This window comes from Bacillus sp. LK2 (assembly GCF_001043575.1).
In the GTDB taxonomy this organism is placed as follows: Bacteria; Bacillota; Bacilli; order Bacillales; family Bacillaceae_G; genus Bacillus_A; species Bacillus_A paramycoides.
Genome location: NZ_LDUK01000019.1, coordinates 70,283 through 96,108 on the forward strand (window position 1 = coordinate 70,283; position 25,826 = coordinate 96,108).

General features: G+C 35.4%; 28 protein-coding genes and 2 pseudogenes. 9 read left to right on the top strand and 21 right to left on the bottom strand.

Going from position 1 to position 25,826, the window contains the following annotated elements:
* Positions 1-26 precede the first annotated feature (26 nt).
* The 3 genes from VK90_RS13780 (at position 27) to VK90_RS13790 (ending at position 3,228) form a co-directional block, all read left to right on the top strand.
* Complete coding sequence (locus tag VK90_RS13780) at positions 27-1,451, top strand: amino acid permease (RefSeq protein ID WP_048373547.1); 1,425 nt, start codon at positions 27-29, stop codon at positions 1,449-1,451.
* A gap of 60 nt (positions 1,452-1,511) precedes the next feature.
* Entirely contained in the window at positions 1,512-2,711 is a 1,200-nt protein-coding gene (locus VK90_RS13785) for an ABC transporter permease (RefSeq protein WP_048373550.1), read from the top strand.
* Between the two features lie 313 nt (positions 2,712-3,024).
* The gene (locus VK90_RS13790; protein ID WP_048373552.1) at positions 3,025-3,228 is read left to right on the top strand and encodes a hypothetical protein; all 204 of its coding nucleotides are present in this window, start codon (positions 3,025-3,027) and stop codon (positions 3,226-3,228) included.
* A gap of 52 nt (positions 3,229-3,280) precedes the next feature.
* Here the strand turns inward: VK90_RS13790 and VK90_RS13795 are convergent, their stop codons facing one another.
* Positions 3,281-4,543 carry an MDR family MFS transporter gene (locus VK90_RS13795; protein ID WP_048373553.1) on the bottom strand — a complete coding sequence of 421 codons (1,263 nt, stop codon included), beginning with the start codon at positions 4,541-4,543 and terminating at the stop codon, positions 3,281-3,283.
* Positions 4,544-4,649: 106 nt separating this feature from the next.
* Here VK90_RS13795 and VK90_RS13800 point away from each other — a divergent pair, with 106 nt between their 5' ends.
* From VK90_RS13800 to VK90_RS13810, 3 genes and pseudogenes are all read left to right on the top strand, one after another.
* The gene (locus VK90_RS13800; protein ID WP_048373554.1) at positions 4,650-6,392 is read left to right on the top strand and encodes an SgrR family transcriptional regulator; all 1,743 of its coding nucleotides are present in this window, start codon (positions 4,650-4,652) and stop codon (positions 6,390-6,392) included.
* A gap of 46 nt (positions 6,393-6,438) precedes the next feature.
* On the top strand, positions 6,439-6,957 hold the full coding sequence (locus VK90_RS13805) for a hypothetical protein (RefSeq protein WP_048373557.1): 519 nt from the start codon (positions 6,439-6,441) through the stop codon (positions 6,955-6,957).
* A pseudogene (locus VK90_RS13810) lies at positions 6,958-7,176 on the top strand (winged helix-turn-helix transcriptional regulator); the annotation flags it as partial.
* A gap of 47 nt (positions 7,177-7,223) precedes the next feature.
* Here the strand turns inward: VK90_RS13810 and VK90_RS13815 are convergent.
* The 5 genes from VK90_RS13815 to VK90_RS13835 all read right to left on the bottom strand — a co-directional run bounded on the left by VK90_RS13815 (position 7,224) and on the right by VK90_RS13835 (position 11,220).
* Entirely contained in the window at positions 7,224-8,426 is a 1,203-nt protein-coding gene (locus VK90_RS13815) for an MFS transporter (protein WP_048373559.1), read from the bottom strand.
* A 375-nt stretch (positions 8,427-8,801) separates the two neighbouring features.
* Complete coding sequence (locus tag VK90_RS13820) at positions 8,802-9,377, bottom strand: TetR family transcriptional regulator (RefSeq protein ID WP_048373560.1); 576 nt, start codon at positions 9,375-9,377, stop codon at positions 8,802-8,804.
* A gap of 178 nt (positions 9,378-9,555) precedes the next feature.
* Positions 9,556-9,870 (bottom strand): DMT family transporter, encoded by a 315-nt coding sequence (locus VK90_RS13825; protein ID WP_048373562.1) that lies wholly within the window; start codon positions 9,868-9,870, stop codon positions 9,556-9,558.
* 2 nt (positions 9,871-9,872) lie between these two features.
* Positions 9,873-10,229, bottom strand: coding sequence for a DMT family transporter (locus tag VK90_RS13830; protein ID WP_002170531.1), 357 nt, complete (start codon positions 10,227-10,229; stop codon positions 9,873-9,875).
* Positions 10,230-10,860: 631 nt separating this feature from the next.
* Positions 10,861-11,220, bottom strand: coding sequence for a MerR family transcriptional regulator (locus tag VK90_RS13835; RefSeq protein WP_048373564.1), 360 nt, complete (start codon positions 11,218-11,220; stop codon positions 10,861-10,863).
* Between the two features lie 140 nt (positions 11,221-11,360).
* Here VK90_RS13835 and VK90_RS13840 point away from each other — a divergent pair, with 140 nt between their 5' ends.
* Entirely contained in the window at positions 11,361-12,131 is a 771-nt protein-coding gene (locus VK90_RS13840) for an SDR family NAD(P)-dependent oxidoreductase (RefSeq protein WP_048373566.1), read from the top strand.
* 77 nt (positions 12,132-12,208) lie between these two features.
* Here the strand turns inward: VK90_RS13840 and VK90_RS13845 are convergent, their stop codons facing one another.
* Together VK90_RS13845 and VK90_RS13850 are read right to left on the bottom strand one after the other, a co-directional pair.
* Positions 12,209-12,664 carry an N-acetyltransferase gene (locus VK90_RS13845; RefSeq protein ID WP_048373568.1) on the bottom strand — a complete coding sequence of 152 codons (456 nt, stop codon included), beginning with the start codon at positions 12,662-12,664 and terminating at the stop codon, positions 12,209-12,211.
* Between the two features lie 139 nt (positions 12,665-12,803).
* The gene (locus VK90_RS13850; protein ID WP_048373570.1) at positions 12,804-13,298 is read right to left on the bottom strand and encodes an Lrp/AsnC family transcriptional regulator; all 495 of its coding nucleotides are present in this window, start codon (positions 13,296-13,298) and stop codon (positions 12,804-12,806) included.
* A 206-nt stretch (positions 13,299-13,504) separates the two neighbouring features.
* Between VK90_RS13850 and VK90_RS13855 the strand changes: the two genes are divergently transcribed.
* The gene (locus tag VK90_RS13855) at positions 13,505-14,416 is read left to right on the top strand and encodes a DMT family transporter (RefSeq protein WP_048373572.1); all 912 of its coding nucleotides are present in this window, start codon (positions 13,505-13,507) and stop codon (positions 14,414-14,416) included.
* Between the two features lie 33 nt (positions 14,417-14,449).
* Here VK90_RS13855 and VK90_RS13860 read toward each other — a convergent pair whose 3' ends face one another.
* From VK90_RS13860 to VK90_RS13900, 9 genes are all read right to left on the bottom strand, one after another.
* The gene (locus VK90_RS13860) at positions 14,450-14,932 is read right to left on the bottom strand and encodes a PRK06770 family protein (protein ID WP_048373574.1); all 483 of its coding nucleotides are present in this window, start codon (positions 14,930-14,932) and stop codon (positions 14,450-14,452) included.
* An 88-nt stretch (positions 14,933-15,020) separates the two neighbouring features.
* Entirely contained in the window at positions 15,021-15,422 is a 402-nt protein-coding gene (locus tag VK90_RS13865; RefSeq protein ID WP_048373577.1) for a nuclear transport factor 2 family protein, read from the bottom strand.
* A 154-nt stretch (positions 15,423-15,576) separates the two neighbouring features.
* Positions 15,577-15,981 carry a DoxX family protein gene (locus tag VK90_RS13870; RefSeq protein WP_002150357.1) on the bottom strand — a complete coding sequence of 135 codons (405 nt, stop codon included), beginning with the start codon at positions 15,979-15,981 and terminating at the stop codon, positions 15,577-15,579.
* 165 nt (positions 15,982-16,146) lie between these two features.
* Entirely contained in the window at positions 16,147-17,208 is a 1,062-nt protein-coding gene (locus VK90_RS13875; RefSeq protein WP_048373580.1) for a DUF871 domain-containing protein, read from the bottom strand.
* Positions 17,209-17,256: 48 nt separating this feature from the next.
* Positions 17,257-18,621, bottom strand: a complete 1,365-nt coding sequence (locus tag VK90_RS13880) for a PTS transporter subunit EIIC (RefSeq protein WP_048373582.1) — start codon at positions 18,619-18,621, stop codon at positions 17,257-17,259.
* A gap of 23 nt (positions 18,622-18,644) precedes the next feature.
* Complete coding sequence (gene murQ, locus VK90_RS13885; protein WP_048373584.1) at positions 18,645-19,529, bottom strand: N-acetylmuramic acid 6-phosphate etherase; 885 nt, start codon at positions 19,527-19,529, stop codon at positions 18,645-18,647.
* Positions 19,530-19,679: 150 nt separating this feature from the next.
* Entirely contained in the window at positions 19,680-20,543 is an 864-nt protein-coding gene (locus VK90_RS13890; RefSeq protein ID WP_048373714.1) for a MurR/RpiR family transcriptional regulator, read from the bottom strand.
* A gap of 17 nt (positions 20,544-20,560) precedes the next feature.
* Positions 20,561-20,890 (bottom strand): hypothetical protein, encoded by a 330-nt coding sequence (locus tag VK90_RS13895; RefSeq protein ID WP_048373586.1) that lies wholly within the window; start codon positions 20,888-20,890, stop codon positions 20,561-20,563.
* A gap of 125 nt (positions 20,891-21,015) precedes the next feature.
* Complete coding sequence (locus VK90_RS13900) at positions 21,016-22,197, bottom strand: cation:proton antiporter (RefSeq protein WP_156185414.1); 1,182 nt, start codon at positions 22,195-22,197, stop codon at positions 21,016-21,018.
* Positions 22,198-22,410: 213 nt separating this feature from the next.
* On the opposite strand from VK90_RS13900, the gene VK90_RS13905 reads away from it, so the two are divergent.
* Entirely contained in the window at positions 22,411-23,832 is a 1,422-nt protein-coding gene (locus VK90_RS13905; protein ID WP_048373590.1) for an amino acid permease, read from the top strand.
* Between the two features lie 132 nt (positions 23,833-23,964).
* Here VK90_RS13905 and VK90_RS13910 read toward each other — a convergent pair whose 3' ends face one another.
* The 4 genes and pseudogenes from VK90_RS13910 to VK90_RS13925 form a co-directional block, all read right to left on the bottom strand.
* The gene (locus tag VK90_RS13910) at positions 23,965-24,168 is read right to left on the bottom strand and encodes a hypothetical protein (RefSeq protein ID WP_002170516.1); all 204 of its coding nucleotides are present in this window, start codon (positions 24,166-24,168) and stop codon (positions 23,965-23,967) included.
* Positions 24,169-24,248: 80 nt separating this feature from the next.
* Positions 24,249-24,539, bottom strand: a pseudogene (locus VK90_RS13915) (LamG-like jellyroll fold domain-containing protein); the annotation flags it as partial.
* Between the two features lie 223 nt (positions 24,540-24,762).
* Positions 24,763-25,368: a DedA family protein gene (locus VK90_RS13920; protein WP_048373594.1), complete on the bottom strand. Its 606-nt coding sequence runs from the start codon at positions 25,366-25,368 to the stop codon at positions 24,763-24,765.
* Positions 25,369-25,379: 11 nt separating this feature from the next.
* Positions 25,380-25,661 (bottom strand): YkvA family protein, encoded by a 282-nt coding sequence (locus VK90_RS13925; RefSeq protein ID WP_048373596.1) that lies wholly within the window; start codon positions 25,659-25,661, stop codon positions 25,380-25,382.
* Between the last annotated feature and the right edge of the window lie 165 nt (positions 25,662-25,826).

A 25,826-nucleotide genomic window follows, 5' to 3' on the forward strand; every position in this document is an offset into this window, starting at 1 on the left:
TTATACTAACTTTGGAGGTATTTTCTATGCAACAAAAAAAATGGGGCTTTTGGGTACTAACAGCTTTCGTTGTCGGTAACATGGTTGGCGCTGGTATTTTCATGGTGCCAAGTACGTTAGCACAAACAGCAAGCCCTCTCGGTGTCACTTTAGCTTGGTTAACAACAGGGTTTGGTGTTTTAATGCTAGCTCTTGTTTTCGGTAATTTAGCAATTCGTCGTCCTGATTTAACGACAGGACCACAAAGTCATGCATATGCTTTATTCTCATCACCAAAAAAGAAAAAAATGGCTGGTTTCAGCATGGTGTGGGGATATTGGGTTGCAAACTGGGCAAGTAACGTTGCCATCATTACATCTTTTGCGGGATATTTATCACTCTTCTTCCCGATTATGAAAGATACACGACTATTGTTTTCAATCGGTTCTTTTAACGTAGAAGTTGGAAAACTTATTACATTTACTATTTGTTCCATCTTACTATGGGGAACTCATATCATTTTAACAAACGGTGTAAGCGGAGCCGGAAAACTAAACTTCTTAGCAACAACAACAAAGGTAACTGGATTCCTTCTATTCATCGTCGTTACTTTATTTGCATTCGAAGCTTCAAAGTTTGGACAATGGTACACACCGATGATCGATAAAGAAGGCGTATCACACGGTCTTCTATCACAAGTAAACTTAGCTGCTCTAACAACGCTTTGGGCATTTATCGGAATTGAATCCGCAGTTCTTTTATCAAACCGTGCTGTTTCTCCAAAAACGGTAAAGCGTGCAACTGTTGCAGGTTTACTTATTACAGTTGCAATTTACTTAGGAATTACAATTTTAACAATGGGTGTACTTCATGTTGATAAATTACAAGCTTCTGAACGTCCATTAGCAGACGCATTAAACGCAGCGATGGGTCATGGCGGTGGGAAACTTATGGCATTACTTGCTCTTACTTCCCTATTCGGTTCAATATTAGGCTGGATTTTATTAAGCTCAGAAGTACCTTATCAAGCAGCAAAAGAAGGTTTCTTCCCTTCCTTCTTTACAAAAACAAATAAAAAAGGAAGCCCAATCTATTCACTACGATTAACAAACATTATGTCGCAAGTGTTCTTATTCTCAACATTATCAGGAACAATCGCGGAAGCTTATACATTCGTTATTACAGTATCAACTTTAGCCTATCTCATTCCATATCTCGTTTCACCAATCTTCCAGTTAAAACTAGTCGCAACTGGTGAAACATATAAAAATGAAATGCGGGCAAGAATTATGGATGGCATAGTCGCAGTTATCGCACTTTGCTATGCACTATGGGTTATTAAAACCGGCGCATCCGATATAAAAACATTCCTTCTCGGAATTGGTTTATTCGTAATCGGCTTTGCCTTCTATCCATTAATGAATCGTGATCAGAAAAAAAATAACGAAAAGAAAAACGAGCAAGTTGCATAACGCAATTTGCTCGTTTTTTACTTAATAAAACATATATAATAGAACAAAGAGGTGAAAAACATGTCAATCGAATCGCTATGGAGCAGTCGCTTCCAACAACATATTCAAAATATCATCACATACTTTGCACGTATGATTAACGGTTTACTATATAGCTTTATCTTTATTACATGCGTTGGTGCATATTATTACGCTCAGTTTTTGAAAGCATCTCCGTCTAAAGGAATATCTTTATTACTCATCACAGCCGTACTTACACTCATTATAACAAGATGCCCAATTCGCACCTTTATGCAAAAACCTGACGCTGTCTATTTGCTAGCACTAGAAGAGAAATTAACATCTTATTTTAAAAAATCTCTTCTATATAATTACATCATTCAGCTTTTCCCACTCGTATTTACGTTCCTTATCATGGTACCGCTTGCCATGCAATCATTACAATTAACCGTACCTTTTTTATGTATAAGCTTTATCGTTTTGATGATTTTAAAAGGCTGGAACATATACATACATTGGATATGGCGTGATAGTCATGAAAAAAATATATGGCTTATCATTCGTATTGCTTGTAACACACTTATCATTTACATGCTGTTTTATATTGCAAAAATCATTGTGTTAGGCGGATTACTATTACTTCTTGCTTTCCTACTTCTTTATACGAAAAAACAGCCCACAAAACGAATACCGTGGGAATACATAATCGAGCAAGAAGAAAAAATGAACATACGCTTTTATCAATTCGCTAGCATCTTCACTGATGTTCCGCAAATGAATAAACAAGTAAACAAAAGAAAATGGCTTACAAATTGGATTGAACCTATATTACATAAAAAACAAGCAACATTCTTCTATTTACATACACTAGCGTTTTTACGTGGTAATGATTATTTCGGTATATATATTCGCTTAAGTATTCTCGGTGCCTTCACCCTATATTTTGTACCGAATATTTACGTGAAAGGCGCTATCGCTTACGGCGTCCTATATATGATCTCTATGCAGCTTCGTTCCCTGTGGAAGTATTTTTCGGGAAATATTATCGTAGCATTATATCCAATTAGCACCGATGAAAGAATGAATCAATTTCTCAGCTTAATTTTTATGTTAATAAGCATTCAATTAGTTGTATTTTCAGGCGTTGTACTTATTGCTACAAGACAATTATTAATTAGCTTTATCATTGTAGTAATAGGAATGCTATGGATCAAATTTATTATCATACCGAAAACAAAGAAGAGGATTTCTTCGTTTTAGTTCAAAAAGAGGCTGCACATAGCAGCCTCTTTTCTCGTCCCAAAATTTCTAATCACTTTTCGTAGGCATTTCTCATATAGTGAAAATGACTATACAATCCCTATCCATAAGTTAAATAATAATTTCGCACATATAAAGTGAAACTTTAATCAGTGGGGGTTTTGTTCATCCCCCACTGATTATTAGTTGAACCAATCGGGCTTTTACGGGCAGTTGATCTCCCACCTAACTCCTTTGCTTTACAGCCGAATTTTGAGGTGGGAGTCTTACTGCCCGTTAATGCGGGACAAATAAAAAAGATGGGAGCTCTACTATGAACAACAATCCACCTTCTCCCCCCAAAAATAACTCAGAAGAAAATAGCCGTGACATTACACTACAAACATTACGGATCATCGGAATCATCGTCCTCATTAGTGGTTATATTCTCGTCGCTCTCTCTGAAGTAGGTGTACTGAAGAATTTGTTAACTAATCCTAACGCCAATCCTGACTTAGCTGAAGTTGATCCGTTTTAGGGGCTATATAAAAAGCGAGTCCCCGTATAGCTAGTTCGCTTTTCATATAGTTTTATCCAATCTGCGAAACTTCTCTCTCATCCTGATACTTCTCTTTCCCAATTGCCTTCATAAATAATAAAATACTGCTCATACCAACGATAAAATATAGAGCACTCATTCCCCAAGATGCAATAAATGAACCTAACATAACACCTAATGCACCGTTCATTTTCGCTACTTGAAAGACCATTCCGTTAATCGCCATATATGAACCTCTCGCCTCATTTGGCACCATATCTGCCATAATGGATTGACGAACCGGAACATACATCATCTCTCCTACTGTTTGGAATAGCCCTGCAATTAATAAAATCCATAAGCTATTGCTCGTTCCGAGTATTGTAAATCCAATTGTGTAAATGAATAAACCTACATACAAGATTTTCAAATCGTTGAAACGCTTTAACATCTTAATAATAAGCGCCGAACATAAAACAACTAAAATTGTATTCTCTGCAGATATCCAGCTCAGCATTCGAATACCTGTTAAATCAAACGTAAAACCATTTCCGAATAAAAAGTGAACCGTTTCAAATTCCTTCTGCAAACGCACCCCTAAATAATTATTAATTTGAAACTCTAAAGATAACGTACATATACTCGCTGCACAAAAGATTAAAAACGCTCGGTCTTTCATAACAACTTTATAACTTTCCGCCATATCTCTTAATACATTTTTCTTCTCTACTGTTTTGCGAGCCACATACACTTCTTCTATATATACAGCCATAACATATAAAGTGATTACAGCAACAGCCGTTAATACAATAAACAATTGTAAGCGATAGTTTTCAAATAGTAATCCACCAAATATCGCTCCAATTGCAATGGATAAGTTAATAGCCCAGTAGTTAATGCTGTACATCACCTTTCGATTTTCAGGTGTACTCACATCTATTAACATCGCCTCGGTCGCTGGATTCATAAGTCCAGATCCTAAGCTATTTACTAACATAAATAAAAACGTTAACCACGGTGAGTCTACGTAATCCGAATTCGCAACTCCCATACAAGCAATGGAAACGGCCTGTATACTTTGACCTATAATCATTACTTTTTTACGCCCAAGCCGATCTCCAATATACCCGCCATATAAACCAATTATTAATGAAGCTAACACATTAATTAGTAGTAAAGCGCCAGCAATCGCACTGCCTAATTTTATTGAAAAATAAATCGCCATAAATGGAAAAATCATCGTTGATACAGTTCGTGTTAAAAATGATGTTATAATTCTAATTTTTATATTTCGATGCATACTCCAAAACCCCATCGTTTCTCCCTCCTTATGCTTATTCATTTTACTTTGAAAAAGAGGAAGAAAAAGGTTAGAATATTCTAAAGAGTTTCCCCTTTTATACAGAAGGACGTGTATACATATGAAAATTATGGACTATTATATTAGACTAAGGCTGCATGTACAAGATCAACAGCATATGCGAAATAGCTTACAAGAATTAGCGGATATTTTATATTGCAGTACGAAAAACGTGAAGATTTTATTAAAGAAAATGAGCGAAGAACAATTAATTTGCTGGACTCCAGGGCGAGGCCGCGGGAATAAGACGGAAATTATATTTTCACATACTTTAATAGAAGCAATTGAATTATATACAGATGAACTTTTAGAGCAAGAAAAGTTAAAAGATATCTTTCTTCTTTTAAAAGAACCCCTTCCTCTTGCACTTCAGAAAAAAATAGAAAGTAAACTACATCATCATTTTGGCTATGAACCTTCAAATGATATGTACGACATATTAAAGATCCCTATATCAAGAAAGATATTACCGTTAGATCCGGCTTTTGCGGCTGTAACTACGGAGAGCCATCTTACTAGTCAAATTTTTGATACATTAGTCGTTTATAACGATGTTACAGAAAAAATGGAACCACATCTTGCTCATACGTGGGAATTAAGTCAGGATCAACTTACGTGGACCTTTCATTTACGAAAAGATATACATTTTCATAACGAAACTCTTTTAACTTCTAAAGATGTTCAATTTTCATTTGAAAGATTAAAGCAAGTCCAATCTCCTTTCGAATGGTTAACAGAAGAAATTGTTCAAATTGAAACACCATCACCACTGCAAATACGATTCCATTTAGCAAAACCGAACTTATTTTTCTTACATTATGTGAGTTCCATGCAGCTCGCAATCTTGCCACATGATGCAGTCATTCAAAATCATCACTACATAGGTACTGGACCTTTTAAACTTGCTCATTACTCTGAAGATAATATCGTACTCGAAGCTTTCACCCATTATTTTAAAGAGCGTGCGTTACTAGACCGTATTGAGTTTTGGCGTATTCCAGATCATGTGAAAATACATTCTGATTATGAGCTGCCAAATGAAGATGAAAACGAAAGACACGATATTCAAATAGAAGAAATAGGTTGCATTTATGCTAGCTTCAATTTTACAAAACCTGGTCCCCACCACGATATTTACTTTCGTAAAGCTTGGAGAGAAATATATGATGTTGAAACGATACTTTGTAACATAGAAGGAAGACGAACAATTGCTGCATCAAGCTTCTTTCCTGAAAGAAGCCGTCATCAAACCCCGAGAAGATCCTATTCTTTAGAAAAAGCGAAAGAATATTTGAAAAAGAGCACATACAATGGAGAAACGATACATATTTACTTCTTCGCATTTAAAGATAGTACAAACGACGCAGACTTCCTAAAAGAACGTTGCGAACAATTAGGAGTGCAAGTAGAACTTCACCCATTTCTCGTTTCAGATTATATGGATCGTTCTATTGATAAACATGCCGATATTATTTTAATGGGAGAAGTTTTTGCCACCGAACATGAAATGGCATTCTTAAATGTATTTAAAAATAAAAGTTGCTTCGTAAATCGGTTCATGGACCCGCACTATGAAAAACAAATTAATTTTTTACTAGATACCTTTTTATTAGAAGAAAATAAAGAAAAGCGCTATGAACTTATGTATGAAATTGAAGAGTTTTTGCAAGCTGAATACATTATTTTATTTAACTATCACGTTTTAAAAAGAAAAACATATCCCTCTTCTTTAAAAAACGTAACAATTGATTCATTCGGTTGGGCGAATTTTGCGAAGTTATGGATACAGCCATCCCCGTACTAAAATGTGAGGGTTTCGCATATATATTCTTTATAAAAGGAGAGAAACCATGAAAGGCAACCTAGAAAAAAGGCTTTCCTATCTATACACAGGTGAGTTATTTTCAGTCATTACTTTTATTTGTGCAAGTTATTTAATTAATTATGCTTATCCTACATTACATTTATATTCCCTATATTCTTTTTGGGTCTCATTTCTTCTTTTAGAGTTTCTCTTACTACAAGGAACGGTTTACTGGTACGTAAAGTGGAAAAGACTAAAAAAAGAAAAAACATCTGTTACGCCTATTTGGATCATTCAATATTTAAAAAGACTAAAAAAGATAAATATAGGATTGATTATCACAGGACTTATTATGTTTATTATCGATTTTTTGATTTGGTATCCCCACTTACCTTTTGGCGGGCTATCATTCTCCCTATTTGTTTATGTTGTTGCATTATTTGAGTATATTAACTATTATCATATTCAGCTTTCATATGATAACACCTCTGATATTAAATATTTAATAAAATCAAAAAAACTAAAACAGTCCTGTATGAGTAAAGATTTTCAACGTATTTCTTAAATTGAAGGAACATTACGCTTTAGTGATTTACAAAAATCAATGAATGGCATTAGTCCGAAAACATTGTCACTTCGACTAAAAGAGTTAGAAACGCAAGGGATTATAACGAGAAAAGTGTATCCAGAAGTTCCGCCTCGTGTAGAGTACACATTGACGGATAAAGGAAAGCAATTAGAAAGTATCTTTATAGAATTAAAACGGTTTGGATTAAATTTATAAAATAAAAACCCCTTACAACGGTAAGGGGTTTTTCGTTACTTATTAAATTACCTCGCCAAACTTTCAGCTAACTGCTTCTCTCTCCACATAAATGTAATGCCGAGACCAACTATTAAAACAACTCCTGAGAAAGCATATGGATAATGAATATTTACATCAAATAATATTCCACCCATCGCTGGTCCAACAATATTTCCTAAGCTCGTATAAGTTGAGTTCATTCCAGCAACAAACCCTTGCTCTTTTCCAGCTGCTTTTGATAAAAACGTCGTTAACGCTGGACGCAGTAAATCGAAAGCTAAGAAAATAAAACAAGTAACAAGGAGCACAATCCAATAATTAAAGACTATTGTTGAAACAAACGCTAACACTGCTCCTACAATTAAACATAATTGAATTAGCATTTTTTCACCAAATATGTCCACTAATTTCCCAAACATAAATACTTGTACAACTACCCCAAAAATTGAACTAATTGTAATAATTGCAGCAATATCCTTCGGTGTGAAACCAAATTTATGATCAGAAAACAGACTAAAAACAGTTTCATATGCGGATAAACCGAATGCGAGTACAAATACAATAATAAATGCTATAGCATACATTGGATTTAAAGATTTCTTTAAATCTCCGATAAAACTTGATTCCTTCGTATTAGTAGAAATCTCTGCAAGCTCCTCTTTCGTTAACGGCTCTTTCAAAATAAATATAGAAATAATGCATGTCATAAAGGCAATAACTGCTGCCACAAAGAACGGTACACGTATACCATATTCTGCAATAAATCCGCCGATTCCAGGTCCTATTATAAAGCCAGTACTAATAGCCGCAGACAGATATCCCATCGCTTTTGGACGTTCCTGAATAGATGTAATATCAGCAACATATGCTGTAACACCTGGCATAATAAACGCAGCACTAATCCCGCCCAGCATCCTTGCTACATAAAGCATCCATACATCTTTTCCTAATCCAAAAAGAAGCTCTGAAACTCCAAAAATAAATAATCCAATGATAATCATTTTCTTCCTACCGTAAAGGTCGACCCATCGACCAGTAATTGGTGAAGTAAGAAGCTGGGCCATTGCAAATACTGCAACGAGATATCCCATCGTTTTCCCTGTTAAATTCATATCATTCATAAAGGACGGCATAACTGGAATGATTAATCCAATGCCTAAAAAAGCAATAAATATATTACTTAGAAGAATGATTAATACCATCTTTTGTTCTTTTATTGGTTTCTTCAATGATTAACACCTCTTCCCATAAAACTCATTTCTGTACAATTCCTCTCAAAAATAATGCCCAAGAAGTTTTTTCTTTATCCCAATTGGTGAGGGTGGAACCCCCATACTGATTAAAGTTTCGCTTTACCCTTCAGCATATGCATAAAAACAAACTGAATGATTATCATTCAGTTTGTGCATGAAATGAATCCACCCTTTTATTTCTGATGAATTCACCCAGTCGTTTATTCTTTTACCTCGCTATTTGCGGGCAGTAAGACTCCCACCTCAAAATTCGGCGAATGCGAGGAAGTTATGCGGGAGATAACTGCCCTTAAATGCCCGATTGGTGTGGGCTAATAATCAGTGGGAAATGTCCCCCCACTGATTAAAGTTTCACTTTATATGTAGTGCATGTGTTAAAAAATCTAACACCTCTGCTTTTTGGAGTTCAACTTGCTCATCATCTTTATGATCATATAAATGAACTTGTTCAGCTGCTGATTCAACAAGAGCGATAAATAGCTTTGCTGTTCTTTCTGCATGAATTGAATCACGAATTTCACCTAATTCTTTTGCTTCGCTTAAAAATTCACTTAGCCATTTATAAAGAGGCTCATATACAGCTTCCCATTCTTTTATATGTTCAGTAGATGCAATACCCGCATACATTAAAGCTTGTATCTCACGATATTCCGCTATAAAGTCAAAAACAGCATCTATTACTTGCGTAACTTTCTTTGAAAAAGGTCCATCGTTCTGTACCTTTTCTTTTACTGCAAGTATCATCTTTTCAACCATCACTTCTGCTATTGCAGGCATAACAGATAACTTAGAAGGAAAATATAAATAGAAAGTTCCTTGCGCAATACCAGCCAATTTCACGATATCAGAAATTTTTGTTTTTTCAACGCCCTTTTCCTGAAACACTTCAATAGCTGCAAAGATAATTTTCTCTTTTTTATTCATCATCTAAACCCTTTCACACGCGTATTGAATGACTGTCACTCATTTTATAAGAAAGTGCATTATACTGTCAATCATAGTGTATTATTTCATCTTATTATATAGAAAAAATCTCCTAATAGACGATTCATTGTTCTATTAGGAGACAAAAATATAATATATAATTTGTGCTATAGTATACTTCTTAAGAAAGAGCCTTTAATCCCGTCACTCCGCATACAATAAGAGCTACACTAATAATACGTGCCTTACTTTTCGATTCACCAAACAGAAACATATTTAATAAAACTGCGCCTGCTGTTCCAATGCCAATCCAAACCGCATAGGCCACACTTACTTGTAAGAACAAGAAAGATGTGTATAAGAATGCGAAGGAAGTTGCAAATCCACCTATATAAATCGCTCCATTTGCTAACGTCTTATCTTTACTATACATTTTAAGGCCTATCACACCGACTATTTCACTAATTGCAGCACAAAATACGAAAATCCAACCCATTTTTAAGCAGCTCCTTCCATAGTTTCTTCCACAGTCTCTGCTTTATTATCAGCCAATTTTAAACCGATCACGCCAGCTACAACCATCACAATGAAGAATAATTTTCCTAAACTAAAACTTCCACCGAAAAGAAAAACATCCATTAAGAAAGTTCCTACAGTACCAGCACCAGCAAACACCGCATATACTGTCCCTGTCGCCAGATGTTCACACGCTTTAGAAAGAAAATGAAAATCAACAGCGATAACTCCTACAATAATGACCCAATGCCACCAAGTATGGGCTGTATTAAAACCAAACACCCAGAAGACTTCAAAAATACATGTTAATATGACATATAACCAAGCTTTATTTTTCATACCTCTCACCTTTTATAACTGACTGACCGTCAGTCAGTTTATTTGTTTGTTTTTTTTAAATATAATCTCACACTAAATAATATATAAACCGATATCATCCTCTTTTATCATTATATTTGTTCCGTCACCAAGCTGACTAAGATTATAAAGTTCTTTCAAATTCTTACGCCCCAAAAGAGATTCAATGTAATTTTAACATCCCCCTATTAATGAGCTCTCGTGTTCCCTTATCTTCCTGTATAAATTGCTTATCTACATCCTCTCACGAAAAATGACTGAATGTCATTCATAAACATTCTACATGAACAATTTGTGAAGTGTCAACAGCGAATTTTCATGCTAAATAAGGACAAAAGAAACAAAAATCCCCTCACCATATATATGTGAAGGGGGATTATAAAAAAAATTTCAACTCGACTGTATATTTTTTAATACTCTGTCAATAATGGTAGTAACAAAATATTTTCTCCATTCCCCCTTGGAGATCCCTTTGAATCGGGCAGTTGCTTTTAGCTAGCTGCTCTTTTTTAATTTTTCATTACATTATGATGAAATGCTCACAAATCAATTCCAAAACAAAAAAACTGAATTCCCTTTTCCACATAAAAAAGGAAACACAGTGTTTTGTACGCTATTTATTTTCCAAAGAGGCTTTGTAAGCAATAATTTTATTTTCAAGCATCTTCTCTGTAATTACTAAGTTTTCTCTTTGAGTTTGAATAGATTTTTTATGATCTTCTAAAAGCTGTAACCGGGCTTCGGTTGTATGCTCCCCTTCTGTATATAATCTAGCGTATTCTCTTATTTTCGCTATCGGCATTTGCGTTTGTTTTAACTTCATTACAAACTGCAACCACTTTATATGTGACTCTTCATAGAGTCGATTCCCATTGGCATCACGGTTTGCAATTAATATATTCTCCTTTTCATAATATCGTAATGTATGTGTGCTCACTCCTAATAATTTCGCTACCTCGCTAATTGTGTACATAATTATTCTCCTTCACACGATATGTATCCTCATATATTTTACTACCTTATCTAAATTTCAAAAAACATTTGACTTAGAGTGTACTCTAACTAATACAATCTAAACATAAATAAGTCAATTTGAATTCAGGGGGAGTTTATATGAAATATACAGTTATTACTGGTGCTAGTTCAGGAATCGGCTATGAATCAGCTTTAGCCTTTGCATCTCGCGGAAAAAACTTAATACTTGTAGCACGAAGACAAGCAGAATTAGAAGAATTAAAATTGAAAATTAACGAAATGAATCCGGAATTGGATGTTGTCATTCGAAGAACTGATTTATCCGTCACTGAAGAAGTCTATAAACTTTATGAAAGTCTACAAAGTTTTCAAATTGAAACGTGGATTAATAACGCAGGTTTTGGTAATTTCGCCTCAATTGCTGAACAAAATTTAAACAAAATCGAAACGATGTTGCATGTAAATATAGAAGCACTAACAATACTTTCTTCTCTTTTCGTTCGAGATTATTCAATGACCGAAGGAACACAGCTTATTAACGTTTCATCGGGCGGTGGATACACGATTGTTGCTAACGCTGTTACGTACTGCGCTACGAAATTCTATGTAAGTGCATTTACAGAAGGACTGTCTCACGAACTGAAAGAACAAGGTGCAAAACTACAAGCAAAAGTTTTAGCTCCTGGCGCAACTGAAACAGAATTCGCGAAACGTTCATTTAATATTGATGAGTTCCAATACGATAATGTTGTACCGAAATTTCATACTGCAAAACAAATGGCACAATTTATGCTCGACCTTTATGATAGCGACAAAGTTGTAGGGCTTGTCGACGGTTCTACGTATAACTATGAACTTAGAGATCCACTTTATAATTTTGCCATGAGACAAACGAATTCAAATTCCTAATAACATCTCATTTCTTATTAAAATACAGATGCCCACTATTATCTAAATAATAGTGGGCACTTTTTTCTCTAAAAATTTCACCCAACATACCGAATCATCGCCACCTCATCACAGCTATCAAACTTTGGACAATGTCTACAATCAACCCATACTTTCTCTGGCAATGATTCTTTATGCACAAAATCAAACCCACACTTTTGAAAGAATTCTGTTTCATATGTTAAAGAAATTACTCTATTCACTTTTATTTTTGCTGCTTCATTCATTACATGATTCACTAACATACGCCCAATCCCTTTTCCTGCATATGTATGCGAAACTACTAACGATCGTACTTCTGCAAGATCCTCTCCTAATACGTGTAAACCAGCGACTCCAATAATGCTCTCTTCTTCTTTCACAACATACAAACATTGTAAATATTGATAAAGAGACAAGAGAGAACGTGGTAAAACAACTCCCTCTTTCGCATACACTTCAATTAAGTTATAAACCTCTTTCACATCACTTGTAACAGCATTACAAATTTCCATATTATATCCCCTTAACCAGCACATTAATATTTATAAAAATAAATGAATATTAATTCGTAATTTCATATAATAATACAATTCTCTTTTCGCCTCGTCAATTATTTTTCTGAATTTTACACAAATAAAAAAACCAAGCACTCTATTTCGTACTTGGTTCCTCATTCCGTATCGGCAATACCGTAGAATATTTAATTTCACGCAGTGCTAAACTCGTTTGTATCCGTGTAATGCCTAGCTTATTCAGCTTTCTAATAAAATGCTCTAGTTCTTTTCTGTCACGATTCGCCACTTTTAATAAATAATCATATTCTCCTGTTAAACAGTGACATTCTAGCACTTCAGGCATAGATTCTAATTCTCTTTCTAGCACCTCAAGCTTTTCCGACTGATGAATATTTGTACTCATAAAAATGAAACAAAGTAAATCAAACCCTAGCTTTTCTTGATTTAAAATCGCCACTTGTTTATCAATGAAACCTTCCCCATCTAACCTTTTTATTCTTGCATGCATAGCAGCCGGTGATAAGTTAACGCGGCGTGCAAGTTCCGCATTGCTTACTTGTGACTCCTTTTGTAATATATCTAAAATTTGTATATCCAAATCATCTAGCACTTTAATAACAGATGACTCCATCAAAATTCCCCCTTTTTTTCTTACCGACGATTATTCGAAGAAACATCTCATAACTTATATAAAACTGAATATTTTTCTGCGAATAAGATTTCCAACAAAACATTTTATTGAGTTTTCACCATTATACAAAAGAATATATTAGACAATAAAGAAAAATGCTAAAATTATTTACAGTTCATTCTTATTTCAACAAAGGGGTTTTTAGTATGCCTTATTTTTACGTCTTTTTATTATTATTAACGAGCTTATTATGGGGAGGAAATTTCGTCGTTGGGAAATCACTCGTCGATCATGCGTCTCCGATGACACTGACAAGTTTAAGATGGATGATTGCGATTGTTTGTTTATTACCAATGGTATGGTTTAAAGAGAAGAAAATCATTCCACCACGCTCTGCAATACTTCCGCTAATACTTATGGGAATATCAGGAGTCGCTCTTTTTAACATTTTTCAATTTTTAGCATTAGAAAAAACATCCGCAACAAATGTAGGTCTTATATCTACATTGAACGCTATTTCAATTGCACTATTTTCATCTTTATTTTTAAAAGAAAAAGTAAATACACTTCAAATTTTATCCATGATTCTTTCATTTTTCGGCGTCATCCTCGTTCTTTTAAAAGGAAATTTCGCTCTTTTATTTTCACTACATTTTAATAGCGGCGATTTATGGATGATTGCGGCTGTTTGTATTTGGGGCATTTATTCTGTTTGTAGTAAATGGGCGACAAAAACAACTACACCACTCATGGCAACTTTATATTCTGGTATTTTTGGCGTTATTTTATTACTCCCATTTAACATAGGCAACTTCACTGTTTCCAATATCAATTCTTCTTTCATTACATCACTTTTATATACAGGATTGATTTCAACAGTCCTTTGTATGGTGTTTTGGAACATTGGTGTACAGAAATTAGGAGCTACTACATCGGGGATTTTTCTAAATTTCAATCCAATTTTCACAGCTATTTTAGCATTTATTTTCCTTGGAGAAGAGCTAACATGGATTCAAATTTTCGGAACAATTATCGTCGTGACAGGATGTTATTTATTTTCTCATTTTAAAACTGTTTCTCCTCAAACGACTAGAACTTTAGTACGAAAACATTCTTAATGAAAAAACATCGCCACCAAAGTGGCGATGTTTTTATTTACCCTTCATTTCTTTCACATACTGTCTTTCTTCTTCTGGCGATAAACGTTCTGTTGCCTTTCCGGTATCACCACCTTGAATTTCCCACAAAAAGTTATGCTCCTCAACCGTTTGTGAAAAGTCTCCTTTCTCCCAACGCTCCAAAGTAGAAAGTAGCTTTGATTTATATTTAAAATTAGTACTGCTTTCTACTGCGTTCTTCGCACTACTAATTTCCTTATTTGTCATTTCGATAAATCCCCATTTCTCAGAGGATTTCACTTTTTGATGTACCATCCTATGCATTGTAGAAATAATTTCATCTTCACTAACTTGTGGCTTCTCTTCCTTTACTTTCTTCTCCTGTTGATCCATTACTTTTTGTACTTTAAGGCTCTTCTCCTCTTCCTCTATATAATTAAGAAATTTAGTAACACCGAATAAAGCCCCCATCACAATTACAATCATTGTAATTGTCCCTATTATCCATTTTTTCATATTATGTACTCCCCATTCCCCCTAATAATTACATAAACAAATGGAATCACCTGCACATAGTCGATTCCATTTGTTTCCTTATTTCATTTTAAGCCTTCATCGCTTCTCGTACAATATAACTATCCACATACTGCTTAAACTTCACGATTTTTCCGTTCTCAAGTTTCCATACGTGAACAAAGTCTGCTTCAAAGGATTTTCCCGTCTCTTTATAAACTCCTGAGTAAACACCTTCAGCAATAATCACATCTTTTCCGTTTACTTCATGGTACGTATTTACATTAGCCTTATAATCATTCCATTCTGATCCTAAACGACTAAATACATTTTTCATTACTGCTTCTACACCAATATACGTTCCGCCGTACGGAAAACCCGCTGCCTCTGTCCATTCTACTTTTCTAGAAAGGGCTTCCGCTAAATGTTTTGCATTTGAAGAAGCCGAACCTTCATATGTGCTTCGAATCATTTCTAAATTTGACTTAGTCATGCTATTTCCTCCACATTTTTTATTTTTCCACTTCAGCTGTAACTGATTAAGTTACATTTATAACAAAAAAATATTAGCTGTTCCGTAACTATGCGACTAGATGTAACTATTATATTTACATCTAGTCGTCAAGTCAACACTTAAAAAATGAAATTTACTTCGTTTTCATTACTTTCTCTTTTAAAAAACGATCTACATATCCTTCTGCTTTTACAATGAATAAATACGCACCCATTGACAATAATGCAAGATCTAATTCATATCCCGGATTCTTTCCATCTCCTAATAATCCTGCTGCTCCATTTACCTTTACGATAGCTCCAGCTAAAATAAGAGCAAATAACAATCCTACATATCTCACACCTAAACCGATAATTAATAATATACCACCAACTAATTCAACTGTTGCTACACCGTATGCAAGACCACCTGGTAAGCCGATGCTTGTAAACCATCCTGCTACGTTATCGATACCTGATTGAAACTTTGCTAAACCGTGTGCAAAAAAAGTAACTCCTAACACGATACGAATAATTAAATTACCAATATATTGATTCATTCTGAACTCTCCTTTTTGTTTTGTTATGATAAACTTTTATTCACAAGACAAAACAATACGGTATTTCCTTTCATTCGTCAAATACTTTTTTAAAGAAAGTAAAAAAACATTACCCCTTTTACAGATAATGTTTTTTTACAAAATAGCGCTAATTCAAGGTTTCACTCAATCACGTAAAAAAAGTTGAAACTTTTTTCCAGCACCTATATAAGACAATAGCGATACATCTTCTTCAATCACCATTCCAACGACATTCACTTTCTTATCTGCAGGTAAATCATTTATAACAATTTGCATTTCACCCGCATATCTACCGTACAATTCATTATCAATTGTAATACTGCCTCTTTTTCTTAAAATTGTATTCACCGGTTGTAATACAACATTACTTTCTTCTCGCGATTCTACAGAGCGAATTACATCACGCGCTAGATCAAGCCGGTTCGTATGCACTCGTTCTATCAGCTGTAACGCGTCGCTATCATTCATAAATGATTGATACCGCACCGGGATAATTCCACCACTCGCACTCGCGATTTCTTGTACACTTTCTAGGCTCCCGCTTATATCTCCAATTAACACTTTATCAACATCGCACTCTTGGACAAGCTCTAAATACGCTTCAAGCGGGCGCATATATCGATGTTTTTCTAAAGTCGGTAAACCTTCATATAAAGGACCTCGTTTTTCACTATCCCCTGGAATAAATGCCATCGTTTTTATTCCGCACTCATGTAAATATTTATTTTGTTTTTGCAAAAATGATTTTGCTAGTCCTGTTTCTGGACGCGGATAAAAATTATGCCACGCTTCTACACGATCTACTCGTATATTTTCTGCCATTAACTCTTTCCAAAATGATTCTGTAATCGTACTCGCGTTTAACGCTACTTTCATCTTATGTGATACGCATGCGATTTCTTTTGGCGCAATACCGTAATCCATTCGTAATCCTGTAATGCCCCACCCCACTAACTCTTCCACATTTTCATACGTTATTCCTAAATGATGTAAAGATTTCGGAGAGACATCGACCATTAATTCCATTTCATACTTCAGCGCTTGTTTCCCAAGTATTTGTATTAATTCTTTATACGTATTTGGATCGTCTTCTGGAATGTGAAGAGATGTAAAAATAGATGAAAATCCGTTTTTCTGTGCTATTTCCAACCATTCTTCTTGTTTCTCTACTCGCTCTTTTGAAAGATAAATTGAAACTCCTATCATATGAATCTCCCTTTCTATTAATAGAAAAAGAGAAAGGGACCCCTTTCTCTATATGTTTTCTGCCATTTCTTCTTTAAATCCGAAGAAGTACGTAAAGATAAATCCGAAAGTATATGCAATTACTAACCCTAAGAAATATAATAGATATTTATTATCAGCAATTAACGGAATTAAAGATAATCCTGATACACCAATTCCGAGTGCAGCCGTTTTCATAACCGCTTGGAATGCACCACCGACAGCTGCACCTAAACAAGCAGTAAGGAACGGTTTCCCAAGTGGTAATGTAACCCCGTATAATAACGGCTCACCAATCCCTAAAAAACCGACTGGTAATGCACCTTTAATAACATTTCGAAGTCGTTTATTTTTTGTTTTCACATAAATCGCAATCGCTGCCCCTACTTGCCCAGCACCTGCCATTGCTAATACAGGTAATAGCGGTGTTACGTGCGTTTGATTAATAAATTCCATATGAATCGGTGTTAAACCGTGATGTAATCCGACCATAACGAGCGGTAAAAATGTTCCCGCAAGCACGGCTCCCGCAAATGCTCCACCAATATTTAAAATAGCATTAATTCCGTTTGTAATTCCCTCAGATAAGAAGCCTGCAACTGGTTGAATCACTAACATCGTTACTACACTTACCACTAATACAGTAATAAGAGGTGTTACAATAATATCAACTGCATTTGGCACTGCTTTTCGTACTCGTCTCTCAACTACAACCATGAGCCATGCTGCAAAAATAACTGCAAATAATCCGCCCCGTCCGGGTACTAGCGCTTCACCAAATAATTTTACATTGGCCATCGCCGGATTGAAAATTAAAATACCAGCAATTGCCCCAAGAACTGGTGTCCCTCCAAATTCTTTCGCTGTATTCCAACCGACTAAAATTCCTAAGAATGTAAAGATACCCCCGCCAATTAAAAGTAACATTTGTAGCCATGTTGCATTCGGATCAGCACCTGCATTTTTCGCAAAGTTAGCGACTCCATTTATAATTCCTGAAGCAACAAGACCAGGTATTAACGGAATGAAAATACTTCCTATTTTTCTTAAAAAGTTTTTCACTGGTGTATTGTTTTTCTTCTTAATCCCTGACTTTATCTCTTGGCCGATATCTTCAAGGTGATAATCTGCCACCTCACCAATTCGTAATCCTGTTAAAACTTCCATTTCTGCCGCTACTTTATTTACCGTTCCTGGACCAACGACAACTTGAAATGTTTCATCTTCAATCACACCCATAACGCCTTCAACTTTTTTCAAAAGGTCCATATTCACTTTACTTTCATCATGAAGCGTTAATCGTAACCTCGTCATACAATGAGCAATGCCACGAATATTTTTTACTCCCCCAAGTTGCTCCGTAATCTCACTTGCCATTCTCACTTCTTTCTTCATAACAGAATCCCCCTCCCCAGAGTTTAGAGTGCCTTCTTCACAAATCCTTTCGCTTCGTTTAATTTTTTTAGTGCTTCCCCATATTCACACTGTAGTAATATCATAACGATTGCAGCTTTCACATTTCGATCTGCTTTTTCGTAATACTCTGTAGCTACTTCATAACTAGCGCCTGTCGCTTCAACAATAATTCGTTTTGAGCGTTCTACTAGCTTTTCATTTGTAGATTGAACATCTACCATTAAGTTTTTATATACTTTTCCTATACCAATCATAGATGCTGTTGAAATCATATTCAGTACTAACTTTTGCGCTGTACCAGCCTTCAAACGTGTTGAACCTGTTAATATTTCTGCTCCTGTTTCCACTTCCACATTTAGTTTTGCATATTTACTTATCGCAGCATTTTTATTACAAGAAATACTCGCTGTGCTCGCTCCCACACTATTTGCGTATTTCAATCCGCCAATTACATAAGGCGTTCTGCCACTTGCTGCAATTCCAATCACCGTATCTTTCTCGTTTAATCCAATACTTTTTAAATCTTCTTCTGCCAACTCTTCACGATCTTCAGCACCTTCTACCGCTTTAGTAAACGCTTTCAATCCACCTGCTATAAATCCTTGCACCATTTTGTCATCTGTTCCATATGTCGGTGGACATTCCACTGCGTCTAAAATACCTAAACGGCCGCTCGTACCAGCCCCAATATAAATTAATCGTCCAGCTTCTTCAAAAGACTTAATAACAATCTGTACAACCTTTTCAATTTCTTCTATTTCATTTTCAACTGCTAACGCAACAGTTCGATCTTCTTGATTCATGCTTTGTAAAACTTCTTTTATACTCATCTCATCTAAATTCATCGTCTTCTCATTGCGATGTTCTGTAGATAAATTTTCTAGCATGTTGTCACCTTCTTTGAAATTTAATTTCACGCTTTTATTATAACTTCAAGAAATTTAAAATCAATATTACTTTATTATTTTATGAAATTTTATTTCTTTTCATGACAAATTTATGTCCAGCCACAAAAAAAGATGGGTTGCCCCATCTTTTTACTTTAACTTCCGTAACCTTACTGCTTCTTCTCTCGTCTCCATAAATTGATCTATCACATTATTACCAATACGATTAAAAGTAATAACGTATAAAGCATCAATCATATTGAGTTGCATCATCCTTGAAGCAATACTCGCTATACGATGATCTTGCTCTACATCCGGCATACAAAGGCGAATGTCTGCCGTTTTATATAAAGGAGATGATTGATCTAGCTTCGTAATCGCAATAACCGTAGCTCCTCGCTTCTTCGCATATTGCGCCATTTCGAGCACATCTTTCGTCCGCCCAGAAGTAGAAATCGCCACAAATATATCTCCCTCTTTTAAATTCGTGACGAGTGGCAACATCATATGAAAATCAGATAGCATCATCGCTGTAAATCCAAGTCGAGTAAATTTATAAGCTCCGTCCATCGCCGGTGTAGCTGACCCACCTACACCATAAAACATGACCTTATCAGCATTTACAATGCTATCTGCTGCTTTCTCGAGTTCCTTTTTATCTATCGCGGTAACACTCGCCTCAATTGCAGCTTTATTCACATATGTAACTTTATTGAACAAATCATACGGTCCATCTTCTGTATTCATCACTGAAAAATCGTTAATATTATAATCAGCAATCGTTAATTCACGAACGAGCGCTAACTTAAATGCTTTAAAGCTCCCAATACTGATTGTTTTACAAAAACGTACAACACTCGCCTCACTCGCTCCCGCATTTGTAGACACTTCTTTCGTCGTTAAATTCGGAACAATCTCTGCATTCTCCATTATATACATGGCAACCTTTTTCTCAGCTGGTGAAAATTGATCCATATTATTTTCAATTTTAAATAGTAATGTTGAAGCTTTCACCATTTAACCTCCACTTCTTACGGTTGCGTATATTCTCTAATATCATTTGTATCATATAGATAAAAACCATCATTACCAGGTGGATGGTGAACAATTACAGTTCGATCCCCTTTTTTATATGACGTTATTTCACCTTCAGACTTCTGTTTTTCCCATCCATGTATCCAAATTGCAAAGTCAGGTACAAAAGCAGTATACTTATAGTCTTTCGGGTTTTCGTCTTCTACATAGGAAGAAAAAATAGAAACTGGAAAATCTTTCACTTTTGATTCTTTCCATGCAGTAAATGGTATGCATAGTGCAATAAGTATGATTACACCGATAACCTTCCCCTTCGTAATCTTCACACATTTTCTCTCCTCGACTTATCATATACGTAGATTTTACCATAATTACAACCTATTCACGCTATATGACTATTGCTTTTTCCAATAAAAAAAGAGCTTACCTACATCAGATAAGCCCTTCTTCTCTATACAAAATACTTCTTCAAAAGCGGTGGTGTAATAATCGTCGTCAATATAACAACAATAACAATCGCTGTGAAATTTTCTTTCGCTAATAAATTCGCCGTAAGCCCATTTGCTGCGATAATAAGCGCTACTTCCCCGCGCGACACCATCCCCGCACCAATACTAATAGAGGATTGTAAGTTGAACCCTGTTAGTCTTGCTCCTAAACCTGATCCAATTAACTTTGTGAAAATCGCAATAAGCGTCATAATGATAATGAACCAAAGTTGGCTTCCGATACCTTGAAATGTAATTTCCATCCCGATACTTACAAAGAAAACTGGTACAAATATCGCATACGCAATCGGTTCAATTTTATGTTCCACTTCATGCTTATACGCTGTTTGAGATATTGCAATTCCTGCTGCAAAAGCTCCGATGATACCTGCGATTCCCATTTGTTCACTATAATAAGCAAATGAAAAACAAATAATAAGAGCCGCGCTAATTAACGCTTCAGATACACGAAGTGGTACGAGCATTTTCATAATCCACGGAACAACTTTCCATGCGATAAAAACAATACTTACAAAGAAAATAATTTTCTTTGCAATAACAAGCGTTATATTCACATCTTGCGTTCCTAAAAAGCTCATTACAAACGCTAATAAAATAACGACTATCACATCATCAAATACAGCTGCTCCTAAAATTGTTGTACTTTCTCTCGTATTCATTTTCCCTAAATCTCGTAACGTTTGTACCGTAATACTAACCGATGTTGCGCAAAGTAATAATCCTAAAAAAATAGCATGGGATTGTATCAATCCAAAAAACAGTCCCGTTACATATCCACCAATGAAAGGAAAAATAATTCCACCAGCCGCTACTGCAAATGACGATTTTAAGTTCCGATTTAACTCTTCTAAATCTGTTTCGAGTCCCGCCATAAACATAAGTAGCAAAACACCAATTTCGCTAAGCTCATCAATAAGTTCAGAACTATTAATAATACCTAGCACGGCCGGACCGATAATAATACCAACGATTAATTTACCGAGTACAGAAGGCTGGCCAAGTCTAACGCTAATATCACCAGCTAATTTCGTACAAAGTAAAATGACAACAAGTTCGAAATAAAATAACATAGCATCTTCTCCTACTATATAAAGTAAAACTTTAATCAGTGGATTATTCTTCATCTCTACTGATTGTTAATCTGCATCTATTTCTGCACATAGTTTCTCCTTACAACTGGAATTTTATTTGTTAAAATTTTATTTGACAAAATATTCTGAATTATATTAAAATTAATCCAGAAATTTCAAAAAACTACATACCATAACTGTACCTTCATTCACTTACGTACTCTTTTCCAATGGGTTCACACTATTCGCAGTTATGGAGACGAAAAAATGGGGGGAGAGTCCAAAGTGAAATCATTATTACGAAAAAAAGCGCTTAGTACTGAATCACCACGGCAGCTAGATCGAACACTAACTGCATTAGATTTAACGTTTTTAGGAATCGGCGCCGTAATTGGGACAGGGATTTTTGTATTAACAGGTATTGTAGCGGCAAAACATTCTGGTCCTGGTATTATGCTATCATTCCTTATTGCCGCATTTACTTGTGCTTGTGTAGCCTTTTGTTATGCAGAATTCGCTTCTTCTATACCAGTCTCAGGAAGTGTTTATACTTATGCATACATGACCGTCGGAGAAGTTGTCGCTTTCATCGTTGGTTGGTGTTTAATGCTCGAATATTTACTCGCAGTTGCAGCGGTGGCTGTTGGTTGGTCTGGATATTTACAATCATTGCTTCAAGGGTTCAATATACACCTTCCCGCCATTATTGCCTCGGCCCCCGGTATGGGAAAAGGTGGTCTCATTGATTTACCAGCTGTTTGTATTTTACTTATCATTACTGGACTTTTAAGTTTTGGTATACGTGAAAGCGCACGCATTAATAATGTTATGGTCCTTATAAAATTAGCAGTTATTATCGCCTTTATCGTAGCAGGCGCAAAATATGTAAAGCCTGAAAATTGGACACCGTTCATTCCATTCGGATACGACGGCATTATTACTGGAGCTGCCACTGTCTTCTTCGCATTTTTAGGTTTTGATGCAATCGCAACTGCTGCGGAAGAAACGAAAAAACCACAGCGTGATTTACCAATCGGTATTATCGGTTCCCTTCTTATTTGTACCGTTTTATACATGATCGTATCTTTCGTTTTAACAGGTATGGTTCCCTATACTCAATTAGACGTTTCTGATCCCGTTGCATTTGCACTACATTTCGTTGGAGAAGATACTATCGCTGGGCTACTTGCAGTTGGTGCGATGACAGGAATGACAACCGTTCTTTTAGTCGTTATGTATGGACAAGTTCGCGTTTCGTATGCAATGAGCCGAGACGGTTTACTTCCAAAAGCGTTAGCACGCGTAAATAAAAAAGTGAAAATCCCTTTACTAAACACATGGATTACTGGGATATTTGCAGCTTTATTAGCAGGACTTTTAGACTTACATTTACTTGCGAATTTAGTAAACATCGGTACGTTAACAGCCTTCACATTCGTTTGCTGTGCTGTACTTATTTTACGAAAAACTCATCCTGATTTAAAACGTGGATTCCGCGCACCTCTTGTACCTGTACTACCTGTTGTCGCTATTCTTTGTTGCTTATATTTAATGATTAATTTGTCTAAAACGACATGGATTAGCTTTGCAGTTTGGCTTATTATCGGTTTATGCGTCTATTTCTTCTACTCTAGAAAGCATAGTCATTTAGCTACTGAAAAAACAAACGATGAGAAAAAAGAAGCATAAAAAATAGCTCGCCTATAAAAAAGGCGAGCTATTTTCATGTTCTATTCTGTTGTTTAGTTAACGATTGTAAAATGACAAATATGCCGATGCAAGTTAATTCATAAACTTCAACTTTTGCATGCTTATTTTCCCTTACTTCGTCTCCTTCTTTTTCTTTCTCCACGCGTTTACACTATCAAAGAAAAAGTTAATAAATAGCGTTCCTAATCCCGCTAATAAAAATGTCATTAAAAATAGAACCCATATACTTTTATCTTTTAATAAATAATATCCTACAAGGAGCACAACAGCGATCCATACATATTCAAGAATTCTTTTTATCTTTTTCTCTTCCAAATTATTCGCTCCCTTTTTCTATTCTACTTTTAGTATAACAAAAAAGAAGCCTATCATGATAAGCTTCTTTTTCTTCTTCCTTATTTGTTAATGCTTTTTTCAACCAATGAAATAGCATGCTCTAACGTACGATTCATTGATTCTACATACTCATCTTTTACATTTTTATCTTTTAACACCGCTTCTGCAACTGTGATTTTTTGACTTAATGATTTAACTGATCCATCTGTTATTTCTCCAGCTTGCGCTTTTTTTACTAAAGCTTTTGCAGATTCAATATTCACTTGTAATTTTTCTTTCGGTGTTTTTGGCTGTTCTTCTGCCACTTTTGATTGTACAAATGTTTGGTTTGCTGTTTTTAATTCATTATATTTGTATGTCCTTTAGAGTCCTTTGCCTGTATTATTCATCTATATTCACAAGAAATTATGCACCTTTATCCCGCATTAACGGGCAGTAAGACTCCCACCTCAAAATTCGGAGAATGCGAGGAAGTTAGGTGGGAGATCAACTGCCCGTAAACGCCCGATTGGTTCAACTAATAATCAGTGGGGGACGAACAAAACCCCCACTGATTAAAGTTTCACTTTATCTTTAAATAGATTCCGTTTTGTCCCTCTTTTTCATATATTTATAGATTAAGATACTACCCACAATCACAAGAACAACTACTAGTATAGGTAACATGTACTCCCCTACAATAGCCCCTGCTTTTTCCCAATGCGGTCCTAATTTCATCCCTACATAAATATACAAGGCCGTTAACGGAAACATTGCTATAAATGTATATATGATAAATTGCCATATGTTCATTTTCGCCATACCACATGGAACAGAAATAAGTGTTCTGACCCCTGGAACGAAGCGTCCAACAAATGCTACAACCGGGCCATACTTCGCAAAGAAATCATCTGCTTTTTGAATTTGTTCTTCTTTAACAAAGAAGTATTTCCCATATTTTAGCAACAGAGGACGACCACCGTAATAACCGAGCGCGTATAAAGTTAATGGCCCTGTCGTTCCACCAAGTGTTCCGGCTAACACAGCTAGCCAAAAATTCATATCACCCTCGTACACCCAATACCCGACAAGCGGCAAAACAACCTCTGCTGGAATAAATTCAAAAGTTAAAGCTAACACAACTCCAAAATAAGAAAACTGCTTTAAATACTCAATTATATCTAAAATAATTTGCTCCACACTTTTAACTCCTATCCTATATTCACATTATGCTTTTCTTGCAAATGTACTGGCGCCATCTTTACGATTCGGTTCAAAATGAATAAAACAATTCCAATATCATCTAAAATACCAATAAACGGTAAGAAGTCTGGAATTAAATCGAGTGGCATAGCAACATACCCTACTAAAAAAACAATAGATAAGATTTTCTTCTTTATTGAAACCTCTTTTGAAGTGAAAAAGTCAAATAAAAATGGAACAAATCGGCGAACATGAAATACAACTCTTAATCTACTTATAAGTTTTTTCATTTTATTTCTCCTCTCTTTGTATACAAAAAGGACCCTACCAAATATGGTAAGGGTCCTAAAAAAGACAATAAGGGGCCTTTACCATTGCTGGTAAAGGTCTCACTAACAACGAAACGTTGCCAATAAAGCCGAGGGTTTCTCCCTGTAATGACGACTCTATTGTAA